We start from the raw sequence: 14736 nt of genomic DNA, 5'->3' as shown, positions 1-14736 counted from the left end.
AGCGGGCGGTCACCGGATCGGACAGATTGCTCGCGAAATTATATCCCTTATTGTATTCTCTCGCATGTTGCGGGCAGAACAGCAGGTACAAACCCTCCGCATCTCGCCCAACGGGCGCACGATTGGTACCGCCGCTTTCGCAACCGTCCCACTGGCATTTCGACTGGGAAGGCTCGGGGGGAAGAGCTGATTTTTTGCTCGTTGGCCTCAGGCCGACAAAAATTTTCGAATCAAACGTCATCGCGCGTTATATGGTGGTCTTCATCGAAGCGGCAAGCTGCCACGAAGCCTGTCGGCCCGATGCCCGCTCATCGGCCGCACGCAAAAGAGCATCCCGAAGCTCAACGCTATCGATCCATTCGCCTACCTGACCGGCTCGCTCACCGCTATCGTCAGCGGCCCCAAACATTCTCGGATTACCGAGTTGTTGTCATGGACAAATCAAAACGACGCCATTGCTTGATGCCATAAGTCCGCGGTTCACTCGCTCTCGACGAACATGAGATGGAACTACAGAGGCTGAACTGTGACGAGACAACATTCCGATACAGTTCCGAGGGTGAGCGATGTGGATCAATGCGCCACGACAGTGAGAGCTGTTATGCCTGCCTCTTCGGCCGCGCGCAAAAGCGCTTCGCGAAATTGTTCCGGAGGAATCTGCCCACTGATTGCATCGACACAAGCTTTCACGGCGGCGACATATTCCTCGCCGTCATCGGATGGCCAGTCCCTGATCAGGATATCCGCGGCATCGCCGAGCGTCCGGACGATCTTATGCGTGGCCGGGCCGCGTAGAGCTAGTCCGACCGGCTTGAATGCCGACGATGTGTTCCAGCACATTGTCCTCGACCCCTCAAGGTTATGGATACTGCAGTCCCCCCACTGCAGCATACGCGCCTATTCTAAAATTAGGAATTCAAGACTGAATGATCGATGACTGCGTTGACGCAAGCAGGGAGTTCCAAGATCTCGGCAGTTCTTGATCACCGGCTGAACGATCGGATGCCCTTCGCGAAGGCGGTTTTCGATTTCCACCATCCCCAAATTGAGCCTTCGATGAGTGCCGCAACTGTCGAGTATCGTCGATGGTCATGCCCGCACGTTCGCGGAACAGGCCGACAGCAATCGTCGGGCCCGGCGTTCGTCGCGTCTTTCCTCTTCCACAATAACGAGTCCTATCGCGTCATCAATGCTCACCCCTCGATGGCACTCAAATATCTTGTCATCGACTGGTCCACGATACGAGACCCTTCTCGTTCGATCGTTCGGCCGAAAATCCACCATAGACCGCCTCGAACCGATATGGGCGTACCGCTTCCCCGATACGTCTCACCGCCTCTGGGCCGAGCGGAATGAGGTTGGGATAGCTGCGCATGAAACTCACATATTTGCGGTCGAGTGTAACCTGCATCGTGTCGCCGGCGAATAAGGCGCCCTGGCCGTCCGCCAGCCAGGGACAGTACATGACTGAACTACCGGGGAAATGGCCGCCGCATCGGATCAGGGTCGACCGACCGAGTTGCACGCTTTCACCCTTCCATTGATTGAGCGCTCCGCCAGACCTTTGTACCCATTCGCCATCGTCGGAATGAATGTAGATCGGCACATCGCCCAGAGCGGAACTCCATTCCATCATCGAGGTGTAGAAATGCGGGTGCGAAATGGCGATGGCGCTCAGACCTCCCAATGCACCAATTCGGTTTATGCTCGCCTCGTCAATGAGACTGAGGCAGTCCCAAAGAATGTTGCCGTCGGGGCTCTCGATCAGGAAGGCGCGCTGGCCGATCGCGAAATCAGGCGAAACCTGAAGGCTGTGGATGCCTCCGGCTTCCTGACGCCAGGTCACATCATGGGTGCGACCAAGTGCTGCGATGTCCGTCCACGCCTGCCCCGATGCAGGGACAAACTGACGATCGTCTTCGCAGATGGGGCACGCGGGCGGCGGCTTTAAGCGCTCGTCGAACTGAGTGCCGCAAGCGGTGCAGATATGAAACCCCATGGTTATGTCCTTCCCCTGCTTTTCCAGCTTTCAAAACAATATGGACAATCCGACACTTGCGTTGCCGGCCGTGAAAAATAACGGGCAACGACCCGATGGCGTGGCCTGCGCGGCTCCGTACAATAGCGTCAGAGCCTGCCCTTTATCGCAGCGCGCAATATCATTGATGCAATCCTGCCAGCCGGAACCGTCTTCCTGCAAGTAGGCGAGCATGTCGCTGTCGATTTTGATCGAAACAAGCTTTGGTCGGCAGCACCGTTCGCTCGATGCCCGTTCCCCAGTTTCTTTGCCGCCTCGAACATGCTTCGGCGGCATCCATCGGATCGACCGCGCTGCGGGGCCGGTTTGCCATGGTTACCGTCGGGGACACTCCGGATCGGGCGCCATTCAGACGCTCCGGCCCAGCCGATGCTGGCGGTCTAAAGCGCAAGCCGCAACTGCGGCGTCGTGTCAGACCTCTGCCGTTCCAGTGAGGACAGCGTGACGCCGAGCAGACGTATCCCTTTTCGCGGCGGGAAGATTGGCGCGAGAAGTAGGTCGACCACCTCCTCAAGATCGGTGATCGCCGGCAGGGGAGCCAGAACGGTTCTGCTGCGGGTGATCTGGCCGAAGTCGGCATATTTGACCTTGAGCGTCACCGTCTTGGCGCCGATCTCATTGGCCTCGCAGTAGCTCCAGACTTTCGAAATCAGCGGCTGAAGCCCTTCGCGCGCGGGCTCAAAGGAATGGATGTCCTGCGAAAACGTGTCTTCCGCTCCGATGGATTTCCGCACCCGATCCGGCTTGACCTGGCGATTGTCGATACCGCGGGCGATGCCATAAAAATACGGTCCTGACTTCCCGAAATGTTCGACGAGGAAGTCGAGCGTTCTCTCCTTGAGGTCCGCGCCTGTTTCGATCCCGAGCCGATGCATCTTCTCGGCTGTTGCCGGCCCGACGCCATGAAACTTCTTGACGGGCAGGCGCTCGACGAAGGCCGGACCGTTCTTCGGCGTGATGACGAACTGGCCGTCCGGCTTGTTCTGGTCGGATGCCATCTTGGCGAGGAACTTGTTGTAGGAAATGCCGGCCGAGGCGGTGAGCCCGGTGGTTGCTTTGATTTTGGCGCGGATTTCCGCAGCTATCTCGGTGGCGATCTCCATGCCTTTGAGATTTTCAGTGACGTCGAGATAGGCCTCGTCGAGCGACAACGGCTCGATCATCGGCGTGTACTCGGCAAAGACCGTCCTTATCTGCAGCGAGACGGCCTTATAGACATCGAAGCGCGGCTTGACGAAGATGAGGTCCGGGCATTTCCGCTGCGCAGTCACCGAAGGCATGGCGGAATGCACACCGAACTTTCTGGCCTCATAGCTGGCGGCCGCCACCACGCCGCGGGCAGCAGGACTGCCGACGGCAACCGGCAAGCCTCGCAGCTCCGGATTGTCACGCTGCTCGACCGATGCGTAGAAGGCATCCATGTCGACATGCACGATCTTGCGCGGCCGCACTCGGCTTTCTTCACCCGTCATCCCCTAGCTTCCATCAGCTAGACCACTACCCAAACATGGGAAATGTGCCCCACACTTGTCACCCCCGGGCGTCTGCATGCGCTCGCAGCCCATGGCCATGCGTCGGCGGATTTCCGCGAAGCTGACACTTGCGCCAAACGCTTTCACCAACAGCCTGCGCTCATGCGCGCAATGGCGGTCGCACAGACGGCAGAGGAGTTCAACCACCGGGACCTTGTGATCTTTCAGTCTAGGGATCGCATCGTCCACAAGCCGCGTTCGGCGCATCCGAAAATAACCTTCCTTGCCATCCGCTTGAATCCGATGGCGATTATTCTGCCTTGCACTCGCGGTCAACTTCAGCGGTCATATGCGCATTGACTCATTTACGCGTTAAGAACAAATATAGAACATATAGCTCCTACTCAAGCTGAAAACGGGTTGCCGTTGAAGGTAGATCATGAACTCCGCCGCCCAAAGGCCGTCCTTGACAGTTTGTGCGAGCAGATCGCGCACCTGGAAAGCGCTTGGCCTACGGGCGCTGCACGAGTGCGCTGGCGGCGGGGTCGGCACCGTCGACGTGGCGGCAGCCACCCTGTTCGTGGCCGGGATTGCCGCGCGTACCAAAGGCAAGGTCGTCTGGTGCCTGACGCGTCGCGACCTGTTCTTTCCTGCTCGGAAATCTCCGAACTGCCTACGAACGCGATCCCCGATCCTACGGAAGAATTCCAGGAGCAGAGGCTGAAGAGCCGTCCAACGATTGGTCGGGAGCTTTGCCCTGACCGGCAGGCAATAAAAAAGGCCGGGGCGAAACCGCACCGACCTTTCAAACATCGCTCTTCACACCAGTGCCAGTACATCCGTGGTCAAAAGCAGATAAGCGACTTCGGCAGTCGCGAACACTCTCGTGGAGCGCTCACCAGCAACGCCGATGACCTGAAGATAGTCGAGCACAGCGTCCGTTTCAAGGCCTGCCATACGAAGCGGCCCGGAGATTACCTTGCTTTAGAACCGCTGGGACCCGCAATAGGCCTCCTTAGCGAAGCAATCCGTCGCGTCCGAACTCCTCCCAGCCTGCCAGTTCCGTGCGAGGTGCCTCGTCGGATCCGGCGACGGTATCCCCCTTGACGGTCTTGCCCTTCTTCAGCGACCGCGTCAACTTCGCCTTATATGCCGCCCGCCGTCGGTTCTCCACCGCCGCCGCCGCATCCTCCTCGCGCCATTCTTCGACGACGCCTCGATCGAGCAGGTCTTCCACGACGCGCGGGTCGAAGACGTGGAACGTGATCTTCCGCGCGCGACCGCGCAGTTTCACCGTGCGCGTTCCAGCACTCGGTAGGCGGCCGTCCTTGAGCCAGCGATGACGCTCATTCGTCTTGATCGAAAGGATATCCTGGATCTCGCGCGGGATTACCGGCAGGCCTTCGATGTCTTTCAGCGCACTGGCGACAACAGACGCCGCTGCATGGAATTCTGTCTTGACACTTGCAGGCATCGACAGCGTGAGTTCTCCTTGCTCGATATCGAGCGACTTCTTCGAAGCGACCGGGAGCCGTGCACGGAGTTCGAGCAGAATTCCCTTCGCGCGGATCGACGATCCGAGGGTCGCTGCTGGCGGCAGCACCCACGTCTTGACCAGCTCGACATCGTTCTTTTCGTGTTTCGGCATGGCGCCTAGATGGGATCACCAGCGTTCCTCGTCAACGAGCGCGATATTCGCAGGATGAGCCAGGCGCGACCGATCGCTCGTCGCTGCTCACCCAAGTTCCTGGGCAAGCCCGATAAGAAGACCTTCGGGTCCGCGAATGTAGCAGAGCTTGTAGGCGTCCTCATACCGGACGACATCGCCGACAAGCTGGGCGCCGCGCGTGCGCAGCCTCTCAACGGTCTCTTCGACGTCGTCGACCGTGAACATGGCTCGCAGATAACCAAGGGCGTTGACCGGGGCGTTCCGATGATCCGCGACGACATCCGGTCTGAGGAAGCGCGACAGCTCCAGCCGGCTGTGCCCGTCCGGCGTGCGCATCATGGCGATCTCGACGTGCTGATCGCCAAGACCCGTGACACGACCGGCCCATTCGCCTTCGATCGTCGCGCGGCCTTCGAGTTCGAGGCCTAACTCCTGAAAAAAGTCTATTGCCACTGCAAGGTCTTCGACGACAATCCCGATGTTGTCCATTCGCTTAAGCGCCATGCTCTCCATCCTCCGGTTTTCGTTTCGATTTCCTTCTAGGACGTGGATGGGCCATCGGTCCCGACATCGCTATCGAAATCTTTAGGCAAAACATCGGATGGTGTGACAACGGCGCCCAGTTCAGGATCGTTAGCATCCGAATTTCCGAGCCCGACGATGTCGAGGTGATCGTTGGCGGCAGTTGCTGCCTAATCCCGCACGTCTGAAGTTTTGGCCGGAAGTGGTCCGCCACGCTCGTCCGGCACAATTCACCTGGCGGCCCACCCGCACCTGCGAGGAATTGCGGCCATTAGCTCGACAGTGGGCGTCGTGCTCACATCTTTTTCTGGCATGCCCGTGCCAAATAGTCGTCAGACGTGTGTCACGTTGATTTCACGCGATTTCCAAAGTGGGCTCTATTAGATTTTTTCGTAATCTCGCCGGGACGCAGAGCGCTTGTCGTTGGATCGCATTTCTGACAGCGCCGATCATCGAAGAGGCAATGAGTTCTCGTGCCGATCAACCCTTCTCCTCGGCGGCGGTCGGTTCATCTTGGTCATGCTGTAGTGCAGGGAGGTAGCTTAATATGCAATTTCTGATCCATTCAAAGACGATCGCGGAACTTGAATACGACGACAAGGCTTGCCTCTTGCGGGTCGTCTACAAAGACGGACGAGTTCGGTCTGTTCCTGATGTCGCTCCCACACTCGTAATGAAAATCGTAGCGCAGGTTCCCGTCGAGCAATCTCCCTACCTCATGCAGGCCGCAATCTGAAGGTTCCGCGAGCGGAGACGCGGCACTTTCATCTTCCTCACCGACGATCAGGGACCGTGGGCTTGGCTTCCCAAGGCAGAGGGCGCCTACGATCGCTTTGATAGATACGGTCCAATCGCGGCCATGTCATCTGACGCGAGGATCTGGGAAATGCGCCGCGAGCCACAGGAGCTTCTCCATTCGAGGCTCATGTGCTGGGTGGCGGTCGATCGGGGAATTCGCCTCGACGATCGCAATAAGCAGGAATGGCGCCCGTAAAATCGACTGGACGCATTCGGCGTCTGATTGAGGTAACCGAAACCGATCGGCCGCTTCCATTATTATCCAAGCCGTTTGTAGCATCGACCTCACCTCCGTGGCGCAAGCCACGGAGGTGAGGTCCCACTTGCTATTCGTCCGCGGTTTGAAAAGGGAGTCTTTGCGCAAAAAAGAAGCACATCATGCGCTCACCGCATAGCTGAGATGAGAGATTGTGGCTGTTTTAAACCGATTGAAGCGCCTATATCTCCATCATCGAAACGGCGCCGGAACCAACCAAGGTTGCTGACGTCAGACAGCCCTCATGAAAGGGGATCATCATGAACGTAGCACGCTCTTTCAACAACTGGCGCAAGTTCCGTCAGACGGTCACCGAACTCGGACGCATGTCCAGCCGCGAACTGCAGGACCTCGGCATCGATCGAGCAGACATTCGCAGCGTTGCCCGCGCCTCGATCGCGCGCTAACCGCCCAGCACGACTTGAATCCACATTAGTTGATGCCCGCTCCTAAGGCGGGCATTTTTGCGTCGAGGGCCGTGCCCCGGCGGCGTATGGAGCTCCAGTCGTATTGGATTCTTGCGGGTTGCGCCTTACGCATGGCTGCAGTGCAACATAAGACATTTGCATCGTCCGGGGTCTGTGTATGATCGTATCTGTCGAAGCAATGCACCTCCTCCCGCAAAGCTTCGCTTTCAGCCGGCCCACTTCTCCTCCCATGGGGCGTCTGTAAAAACAGCGGCACTCCTCCTCCCAGTCGCTGTTCGATCTTCAAAAAGCCTGCCGCACCTCCTCCCGCGGCAGGCTTTTTTGTATCAAGCCTCTTCCCGATGCAGATTAAGATCAAGTGCAGCCGTTCCCAACCTCATCACTCAGCCCACCGGACTCGGCTGCCCCTGGCACCGGGCCGGCAGTTCGCTCGAGAGCGATATCCCGCACAGCAACTGCTCTATCGATTGTCGGCCTCGCAGGAGACGCTGATCCAATACCGGCGCCGATGAAGAGGCTGTCAGTCATCGCATCATAAGGAGGTGCCGATCGCTATGAGCCTTCGCCCGCCTCAACGGCTTTAATGAACTCATCGAATGTCCGTCCAAGCACGCGGACCTCTTCCGACCACGCGCCGGCAAAGACAAACGGAACGGAGATGTAACTTCCGCCGATTATCCCATAAGCGGTCGGGCCGCCATTCGAACCAATCAAGAACCGGTCGACCTGAAACTCGAAGAGTTCATAACCGTCGGCCTTGGCAAGCTCCGCGACACTCCACAGAACGAGATATCCTTGACCGACTTCATCGTTGAATCCATTCGAGATGCGCAAGAACGCCTTGTAGTCTTCCGGCAAGATGATCGAGAGCGAAGCCTCACATGCCTCGATCTCCGACAGACTGGCGCCAGGTAATTGATATCCATGCCGCAACTTTCCGAGCATGCGAGACACTCCGGTTCGAAATGCGATAGGCGTTGACGAGCGCAGAATAGGGCATCCCACTCCGCACGCAACCGCGCCTGCGATACGAACCCGCCGGCCGATTCGAAGGCAAGGAATATAAGGTTAGTCTCGACGAGGCTTACGTTACGAGCGTTTAGCCGCCCTGAAATCCGTTGGGCTCGAGCCGATCAGTTGTCGGAACTGTGTCGAAAAATGGAACGCCGAGTGAAAACCCAGGAGACCGGCGATCTCCTTGATCGATTTGTCGGTGTTCACCAGAAGGTCGATGGCCCGCTGGATGCGCACCCTCATCTGATATTGCTTGGCCGACATGCCAGTCTGCTCGCGAAAAAGACGCCGGAAATAGGGATAGCTGACGCCAAGTTCGTCGGCGAGCTGTTCGACAGACAGAGGCTGGCCGCAGCGCTCCATCAGAATCATCCGTGCACGATCGACGAGCCTATCGGCAGCATTGCTATTGAGATCGGCGGGGCGGCATAAAAGGGCCAGCAGTTGAAGGCCGAGGGTCGACAGCAGCGGCTGATTGCGCAGGCAATCGTCCTGCGCCAGCGCGTGAATCGACGCGAAAACACCAGAAATCTCGGAGCTGCTGGCATGGGCCGGCAGCTCGGGGCGCAACAGGCCTGCATCGCGCGCAAAATCGAAGGCGCTTCCCCGGCATTCGATCCAATGTTCGACCCATCCAGTCCGGCGGTCCGGAGCAAAACGGTGCCAGACGCCGGGAAAGAGCAGGAAAATAGAGCCTTCGGCGATGGTAACCTGCCGACGTTCTGGTCCGAACTCCAGCCTGCCGCTGCCCGCGCTGATGTGGACGATCTGATAGGCGCTCAGGATACGGCCACGCGACCAGCTGAAATGGTGGTCGTTGGGATGACGGCTCGGTGGGTAGTCGGAATTCGGTCCGATCTCTGTGTACCCAGTGGAGATGGCCGTACAGCCCCAGGCGGCGCAGAGGCGGTTGTCGGGCATGTAGACGAAGTAGCTCTGCATGATAGCGGCCAAGTCTGAGGATCATATTTTGCATGCAAAAGATCACTTTTGCGGAAATTGCCGACGTGTCAACGAAAATTCCTAGTGTTAACGTCACTATGCAAGGTCAGTTTTAGAATGACGCTGCAAAATATTTGCTGAGATCATCAGCGGGCCGCCGCTGCCGGGGAGGGCAGTGGCCGGGAGGAGAAAGACATGAAAAATCAAGCCACACTGGTGGTGGTTGCCGCGTGCCTTGCGGCTTCCGCTTCTTATGCCGAGGACTTTCACGGGTTCGATCCGGCGAAGTTCGACGGCAAAATGCTATCGACCGAAAATCTGAAGGCGATGGTGGTCGATGCGACCAAGGCAAAGCCGCCGAGAAACGGAAAGAGCTACAGTATTGGTTTCGCCAATCTGCAGCGCGATATCGCCTTCGGCGTGCTCGTCGAAAAGGGGATCCAGGAAAATGCCGATGCTGCCGGCGTCGAACTTGTGATTGCGGATAACCGCCTCGACGGGCCGACTGCGCTCGCCAATGCCAAATCCTTTGCAGAGCGCAAGGTTGACTACGTCATCGAATTTCAGACGGACGCCAATTTCGGGCAGACGGTGATGGATGTGTTCAAACCGGATGGCACGAAGGTCACTGCGATCGACATCCCGATGCCGGGCGCGAGCTTCTTCGGGGTCAATAACCCGAAATCTGGCTTCATGGGTGGGTCCTATCTCGCAACGGCGGCCGCAAAGAAATTCGGCGCCGATGTCGTAAAGACCGGTTATCTGGTCGTCGGCGCTTTACCGCAGTCGGGCGTCATCCCGCGCATGCGCACGGATGGCCAGCGGGCCGGCTTTATGGCGCTGACCAAGGATTTCCCCGCCGATCATATCATCGAGATCGATACCAAGAACACGCTGCAGGAATCTTTTGCGCAGATGAACAATGTCATCGGTCGCATTCCGCCCGGTGCGCCCATCCTCATCATTGCCATCAACGATCAGGCGACGATGGGGATGCTGCAGGCCGTGCGGGCTGCCGGTCGCGTCGATCAGGCAATTGCGGTCGGCAACGGGGCAGATGAGGCCGAGGCGCTCGCCACCGATCCGAACCTGGTTGCTGCCACTGGTTCATTCCCCGGCAGCTACGGCAACTATCTGATTCCGATCGCGCTCTCCGCTCTTGCCGGAAAGCCGGTTCCGGAGGCGACCTTCGTGACGCACCAAATGGTCACCAAGGCCAATATCTGCAAGTTCTACAAGGAGTTTCCCTGTGCCGGCGAGGCGGATGGATACGTGTTTCCGGAAGCGGAATTTTCAACCTACCTTGCAGACCTGAAGAAGCAGGATTGGCTGAAGGGCTATGAGGCCATTCTCCCTCAGCAATGAGCGAGACAGCGTCAGGGAGCGTGACATGACCGTCCAGAGCACCGAAGGGAGCCGCAATCGGCGGCTCCAGATCGCCAATGTCAGCAAAGCATTTGCCGGCGTGACGGTACTGAAGAACGTGTCGCTTTCTGCCGATGCGGGCGAGATCGTGGCGCTTCTTGGCGCCAATGGCGCGGGTAAGTCTACGCTCATGAAAATCCTCTCCGGTGTCTACACGCTGGACACCGGACAGATTAGAATTGACGACACGGCCAGGAATATCTCCACGCCTCGGGATGCCGTTGCGGCCGGCATCCGGCTGATGCCGCAGGAGCTTTCCGTACATCCGGACCTTTCGGTCGCCGAAAATATCGCGCTTGGCTCCATGCCGAAGCGCCGCTTTTTGGGTATTCCGATGATCGATCAGGTGGCCGTCGACGCACAGGCGCGGGCGCTCCTGAAGCGATTGCGGCTCGACCATATCGAGCCCGGCCGGCGCATGGGCTCGCTGCCATTGTCCGAACAGCGCATTGTCGAAATCGCCCGCGCGCTGGCCGGCAAGGCGCGGATCCTGATCATGGACGAGCCGACGGCGTCGCTGAGTGAGGCAGATGCCGACAATCTGTTCGAGGTCATCGAGGCCCTGAAAGCCCAAGGCGTCACCATCATCTATATTTCGCATTATCTTGACGAGGTCTTCCGGCTAAGCGACCGTATCGTTGTCTTGCGTGACGGCGAGGTCCGAGGTCAGTTCGAAACCCGCGACACCAATCGCGACGAAGTTCTGACGGCGATGCTCGGCAGCGAACTCGGCGACCTCTACCCCGTAAAATCGAAAGTGCTTCAGGACGCAAAGACCGTCCTGTCCGTCGATGGACTGTCACTTCCCGGATGGCTCGACGGCGTGGCATTGACCGTGCGACGCGGCGAGGTTTTCGGCGTCTTCGGCCTTATCGGCTCCGGCGCCGAGAAAATAGGCCGGGCAATCTATGGCGCCGAGCCTGCCGCCCATGCCGAGGCCATTCTGCTGAACGATGTGGACATTGGTCTCTCTGGGCCGCGAAAGAGAGTGCATAGCGGCATCGGGTTCGTGGCCGCAGAGCGAAAGCGCCAGGGCCTGATTGGCAATTTGTCAGTGCGAACCAACACGACACTGCCCTATCTCAGCCTGTTCACGCAATCCGGCGTTGTCGACCAAAAGCGGGAAGACGACAGCACCCGTGAATGGATCAAAACCCTGCGGGTCAAGACCTCAGGTCCGGACCAAGAGATCCGCCTTCTGTCCGGCGGCAATCAGCAGAAGATCTGCCTTGCGCGTTGGCTGCTCGGAAACCCGAATGTTCTGATCCTCGAAGAGCCGACACGCGGGGTCGATCTTGGTGCCCGGCGCGAGATCTACATGGAAATACGTCGGCTGGCAGAGGCGGGGCTGGCGATCCTGATCGTCTCCTCGGATGCGGAAGAGGTGGCGGGGCTCGCAGATCGCAGCCTCGTTCTCGAGGATGGCAAGGTCGTCGCCGAGCTTGGGCAGGACGCAACCGCGACGGATCTGATGCAGGCAGCCGAGCCGCGGGCAGCCCTCCGCGATAGGAATGAACTGGAGAAAACATGACCAACTCGTCTTCCATTCCCGCAGCGTCGGAATCGTCGAAGAGGTCGGCAAAATCACGCAGCGACCTTCTTGGCCGCCCGGCCGCCGGCATCGCTCTCTTGCTGGTGTTCTACGTACTGCTGCTGATCGCCTTTTCGGTTTTCTCCCCCTATTTCCTGACGCTGAGCAACCTGTCCAACATCGGCACCAACATGGCCTTCATCGGGCTGATGGCAGCCGCGGGCACCCCGCTGATCATCGGCGGAGGGCTCGATCTGTCCGTCGCCGCCGTCGCCGGTCTTGCCGGCGTCATTGTGGCGCTGATGCATGCCAAGGGAATCAACATCTGGGCGGGCTGCGGCACCGCTCTCCTCATCGGCTGCGCGGTCGGCGTCCTGAACGGCTTCATCGTCACCCGACTGAAGCTCAACCCGCTCATCGCCACGCTCGGCACAATGAGCATCTTTTCCGGCCTCTCAATGGTGCTGACCGGCGGCCTTTCGAAGCCGCTCTTCATTCCGGCTTTCAACTGGCTCGGGTCAGGGCGCCTTTTTGGAATCCCGTTTCCGATCATCCTGATGCTGTTGGTCTTCATCGCACTTTGGCTGATCCTGTCGAAGACACCGTTCGGACGCTTCGTCTATGCGAGCGGCGGCAATCCGGAAGCAAGCAGCCTGCTCGGCGTGCCCGTCGAGCGGACCCAGATGGTGCTCTATGTCGTCTCCGGCCTTTCGGGGGCGGCAGCTGGCATCATCCTTGCAGCGATGCTCGGCGCCGCAGCACCCAACGCCGCGGGCCAGCACCTGCTCACCATCATCGCCGCCATCATCCTTGGTGGCACCAGCCTCTTTGGTGGACGCGGCAGCGTCTGGGGCACGCTGATTGCCGTTTTGATCCTCGGCACGCTGAACAACGGCCTGACGCTGATGAACGTGTCCTCCTTCTGGCAGGACGTGACCCGAGGCGTCGTCCTTCTAATGGCCGTCGGCCTCGATCAGCTTCGAGTGCGCCTGCAGAGCTGACGTCATTCTCACCCCATCGGAGAAACAGAAATGTCTGAACGCCCCCTGAAGGCCGGCCTTTTCGGTATCGGTCTGGAGGCCTATTGGTCGCAATTCAACGGTCTGGAAGCGCGGTTGCGCGGCTATGTCGATACCGTCGAGGCAAAGCTTGCGCGCCCAGGCGTCGAGGTCGTCAACCTCGGGCTGATCGACACGCCCGAAAAGGCGATCGAGGCCGGTCACCAGTTTCGCCAGGCCGATGTCGATATCATCTTTCTCTACATCACCACCTATGCGTTGTCGTCGACGGTTCTTCCAGTAGTCCGTCGCGCCAAGGTTCCGGTGATCATCCTCAATCTGCAGCCGACCGCGGCCATCGACTATGCCACTTTCAACGCCCTCGGCGATCGGACAGCGATGACCGGCGACTGGCTGGCGCATTGCTCTGCCTGCCCCGTCCCCGAAATCGCCAATGTCTTCCGTCGAGCGGGCATCAGCTTTCACCAGGTGACCGGCGTTCTCACCGGCGATCCCGTCGTCGAAAACGAGATCGACGGCTGGATCGAGGCCGCCCGCGTCGCACATGTGATGGCGCATAACCGGCTCGGCGTCATGGGCCGCTACTACAACGGCATGCTGGATATCTATTCAGATCTCACCGCGCAGGCAGCGGCCTTCGGCACCCATATCGAGGTGCTGGAAATCGACGAACTGGCGCAGTTGCGGCGTGATTTGAGCGAGGAAGACGTCTCCACCTGCTTGGCGACGATCATCGCCGAATTCGATGTCCAGCCGGATTGCGACCCCAAAGAACTGGCACGTGCGGCAAAGACCGCCGTGGCGCTTCGCAAGCTGGTCGATAAGAAATCGCTCGGCTCACTTGCCTATTACTACGAATCCCAGCCCGGCCACGAATATGAGGATATCATCACCTCGGTCATCGTCGGCTGTTCGATGTTAACGGCCAGCGGCGTGCCGGTTGCTGGCGAATATGAGATCAAGAACGCCCAGGCGATGAAAATCATGGACAGCTTCGGTGCGGGCGGCTCATTCACCGAGTATTATGCCATGGATTTCGCCGCAGATGTCGTGCTGATGGGGCATGACGGACCGGGGCATACGAAAATTGCCCAGGGGCGTACGAAGATCCGGCCCCTCCACGTTTTTCACGGCAAGGTCGGCTCTGGCGTCAGCGTTGAAATGTCGGTTCAGCACGGGCCGGTGACGCTGCTCTCTATCGTCGAAGACGCCGGCAACATCAGGCTGCTTTGCGCCGAAGGCGCCTCTGTGGCGGGCCCGATCCTCGAAATCGGCAACACCAACAGCCGTTATCGATTTCCACTTGGAGCCCGGCGCTTTGTTGAGACGTGGAACGCGCAGGGACCTGCCCACCATTGCGCAGTTGGCGTCGGACACATTGCCGGGCGCATCGAGAAGCTTGGAAAACTCCTGGATCTGGACGTCGTAAAAGTCTGCTGACAAGATGGGAAGCGCGCCACAGTGAGCAACCTTCATCGCGCGAAAGCCCTCGCAAGATGCGTTCGGGCCATTGCGGCAAAGCACCTGCCAGTCAGCATCCGTTTCAAGTCCCGCGTGCCGGGTAAAGAACCGTCGTGGGCCCTTTCCGGGGGAGGCAAACGCCATAAGCCTGGCCAGCGGCC

Annotated in this window: 15 protein-coding genes and 3 pseudogenes; 7 read left to right on the top strand and 11 right to left on the bottom strand. The window is 59.0% G+C overall.

Annotation, left to right across the window (positions count from 1 at the left end):
* A pseudogene (locus ACM5SV_RS32180) lies at positions 1-241 on the bottom strand (molecular chaperone DnaJ); the annotation flags it as partial.
* Positions 242-337: 96 nt separating this feature from the next.
* Between ACM5SV_RS32180 and ACM5SV_RS32175 the strand changes: the two are divergent.
* A pseudogene (locus ACM5SV_RS32175) lies at positions 338-463 on the top strand (transposase domain-containing protein); the annotation flags it as partial.
* A gap of 110 nt (positions 464-573) precedes the next feature.
* On the opposite strand, the gene ACM5SV_RS32170 reads toward ACM5SV_RS32175, so the two are convergent.
* From ACM5SV_RS32170 to ACM5SV_RS32135, 8 genes and pseudogenes are all read right to left on the bottom strand, one after another.
* Positions 574-840 carry a DUF982 domain-containing protein gene (locus ACM5SV_RS32170; RefSeq protein ID WP_012759978.1) on the bottom strand — a complete coding sequence of 89 codons (267 nt, stop codon included), beginning with the start codon at positions 838-840 and terminating at the stop codon, positions 574-576.
* Between the two features lie 353 nt (positions 841-1193).
* Positions 1194-1999, bottom strand: a pseudogene (locus tag ACM5SV_RS32165) (MBL fold metallo-hydrolase).
* 30 nt (positions 2000-2029) lie between these two features.
* Entirely contained in the window at positions 2030-2314 is a 285-nt protein-coding gene (locus ACM5SV_RS32160) for a BrnA antitoxin family protein (RefSeq protein ID WP_409565781.1), read from the bottom strand.
* Between the two features lie 104 nt (positions 2315-2418).
* Positions 2419-3510, bottom strand: a complete 1092-nt coding sequence (gene dinB, locus ACM5SV_RS32155; RefSeq protein WP_222017774.1) for a DNA polymerase IV — start codon at positions 3508-3510, stop codon at positions 2419-2421.
* Between the two features lie 3 nt (positions 3511-3513).
* Positions 3514-3777: a hypothetical protein gene (locus ACM5SV_RS32150; RefSeq protein ID WP_017997258.1), complete on the bottom strand. Its 264-nt coding sequence runs from the start codon at positions 3775-3777 to the stop codon at positions 3514-3516.
* Positions 3778-4329: 552 nt separating this feature from the next.
* Positions 4330-4467 carry a hypothetical protein gene (locus ACM5SV_RS32145; RefSeq protein ID WP_017997256.1) on the bottom strand — a complete coding sequence of 46 codons (138 nt, stop codon included), beginning with the start codon at positions 4465-4467 and terminating at the stop codon, positions 4330-4332.
* 58 nt (positions 4468-4525) lie between these two features.
* Positions 4526-5158, bottom strand: coding sequence for a hypothetical protein (locus tag ACM5SV_RS32140; RefSeq protein WP_222017775.1), 633 nt, complete (start codon positions 5156-5158; stop codon positions 4526-4528).
* A gap of 87 nt (positions 5159-5245) precedes the next feature.
* A complete protein-coding gene (locus ACM5SV_RS32135; protein ID WP_012759983.1) occupies positions 5246-5683 on the bottom strand; it encodes a VOC family protein in 438 nt (145 codons plus the stop codon).
* Between the two features lie 565 nt (positions 5684-6248).
* Between ACM5SV_RS32135 and ACM5SV_RS32130 the strand changes: the two genes are divergently transcribed.
* Together ACM5SV_RS32130 and ACM5SV_RS32125 are read left to right on the top strand one after the other, a co-directional pair.
* A complete protein-coding gene (locus tag ACM5SV_RS32130) occupies positions 6249-6437 on the top strand; it encodes a hypothetical protein (protein WP_017997253.1) in 189 nt (62 codons plus the stop codon).
* Positions 6438-7015: 578 nt separating this feature from the next.
* Complete coding sequence (locus ACM5SV_RS32125) at positions 7016-7162, top strand: DUF1127 domain-containing protein (RefSeq protein ID WP_003552150.1); 147 nt, start codon at positions 7016-7018, stop codon at positions 7160-7162.
* A 573-nt stretch (positions 7163-7735) separates the two neighbouring features.
* Here the strand turns inward: ACM5SV_RS32125 and ACM5SV_RS32120 are convergent.
* A complete protein-coding gene (locus ACM5SV_RS32120) occupies positions 7736-8128 on the bottom strand; it encodes an SMI1/KNR4 family protein (RefSeq protein ID WP_113545323.1) in 393 nt (130 codons plus the stop codon).
* A 144-nt stretch (positions 8129-8272) separates the two neighbouring features.
* A complete protein-coding gene (locus tag ACM5SV_RS32115) occupies positions 8273-9139 on the bottom strand; it encodes a helix-turn-helix domain-containing protein (protein WP_032997060.1) in 867 nt (288 codons plus the stop codon).
* 195 nt (positions 9140-9334) lie between these two features.
* On the opposite strand from ACM5SV_RS32115, the gene ACM5SV_RS32110 reads away from it, so the two are divergent.
* Genes ACM5SV_RS32110 through ACM5SV_RS32095 form a run of 4 tightly spaced genes read left to right on the top strand, consistent with a single transcriptional unit; the run spans position 9335 to position 14554 of the window.
* Entirely contained in the window at positions 9335-10504 is a 1170-nt protein-coding gene (locus ACM5SV_RS32110; RefSeq protein WP_221964885.1) for a sugar ABC transporter substrate-binding protein, read from the top strand.
* 25 nt (positions 10505-10529) lie between these two features.
* Positions 10530-12095 carry a sugar ABC transporter ATP-binding protein gene (locus tag ACM5SV_RS32105; RefSeq protein WP_128407569.1) on the top strand — a complete coding sequence of 522 codons (1566 nt, stop codon included), beginning with the start codon at positions 10530-10532 and terminating at the stop codon, positions 12093-12095.
* Positions 12092-13096, top strand: coding sequence for an ABC transporter permease (locus tag ACM5SV_RS32100; RefSeq protein WP_113545325.1), 1005 nt, complete (start codon positions 12092-12094; stop codon positions 13094-13096). Before ACM5SV_RS32105 ends, ACM5SV_RS32100 begins: the two co-directional genes overlap by 4 nt.
* 30 nt (positions 13097-13126) lie before the next feature.
* Positions 13127-14554 carry an arabinose isomerase gene (locus tag ACM5SV_RS32095; RefSeq protein WP_221975094.1) on the top strand — a complete coding sequence of 476 codons (1428 nt, stop codon included), beginning with the start codon at positions 13127-13129 and terminating at the stop codon, positions 14552-14554.
* Positions 14555-14736 lie beyond the last annotated feature (182 nt).

The organism is Rhizobium sp. CRRU65 (assembly GCF_048551595.1).
Classification (GTDB): Bacteria; Pseudomonadota; Alphaproteobacteria; order Rhizobiales; family Rhizobiaceae; genus Rhizobium; species Rhizobium leguminosarum_J.
This window is presented reverse-complemented; position numbering and strand designations above follow the sequence as displayed.

Coding starts and splice junctions, on each gene's coding strand:
- ACM5SV_RS32170 (WP_012759978.1), bottom strand. CDS start 840: ATGTGCTGGAACACATCGTCGGCATTCAAGCCGGTCGGACTAGCTCTA.
- ACM5SV_RS32160 (WP_409565781.1), bottom strand. CDS start 2,314: ATGCCGCCGAAGCATGTTCGAGGCGGCAAAGAAACTGGGGAACGGGCA.
- dinB (WP_222017774.1), bottom strand. CDS start 3,510: ATGACGGGTGAAGAAAGCCGAGTGCGGCCGCGCAAGATCGTGCATGTC.
- ACM5SV_RS32150 (WP_017997258.1), bottom strand. CDS start 3,777: ATGCGCCGAACGCGGCTTGTGGACGATGCGATCCCTAGACTGAAAGAT.
- ACM5SV_RS32145 (WP_017997256.1), bottom strand. CDS start 4,467: ATGGCAGGCCTTGAAACGGACGCTGTGCTCGACTATCTTCAGGTCATC.
- ACM5SV_RS32140 (WP_222017775.1), bottom strand. CDS start 5,158: ATGCCGAAACACGAAAAGAACGATGTCGAGCTGGTCAAGACGTGGGTG.
- ACM5SV_RS32135 (WP_012759983.1), bottom strand. CDS start 5,683: ATGGCGCTTAAGCGAATGGACAACATCGGGATTGTCGTCGAAGACCTT.
- ACM5SV_RS32130 (WP_017997253.1), top strand. CDS start 6,249: ATGCAATTTCTGATCCATTCAAAGACGATCGCGGAACTTGAATACGAC.
- ACM5SV_RS32125 (WP_003552150.1), top strand. CDS start 7,016: ATGAACGTAGCACGCTCTTTCAACAACTGGCGCAAGTTCCGTCAGACG.
- ACM5SV_RS32120 (WP_113545323.1), bottom strand. CDS start 8,128: ATGCTCGGAAAGTTGCGGCATGGATATCAATTACCTGGCGCCAGTCTG.
- ACM5SV_RS32115 (WP_032997060.1), bottom strand. CDS start 9,139: ATGCAGAGCTACTTCGTCTACATGCCCGACAACCGCCTCTGCGCCGCC.
- ACM5SV_RS32110 (WP_221964885.1), top strand. CDS start 9,335: ATGAAAAATCAAGCCACACTGGTGGTGGTTGCCGCGTGCCTTGCGGCT.
- ACM5SV_RS32105 (WP_128407569.1), top strand. CDS start 10,530: ATGACCGTCCAGAGCACCGAAGGGAGCCGCAATCGGCGGCTCCAGATC.
- ACM5SV_RS32100 (WP_113545325.1), top strand. CDS start 12,092: ATGACCAACTCGTCTTCCATTCCCGCAGCGTCGGAATCGTCGAAGAGG.
- ACM5SV_RS32095 (WP_221975094.1), top strand. CDS start 13,127: ATGTCTGAACGCCCCCTGAAGGCCGGCCTTTTCGGTATCGGTCTGGAG.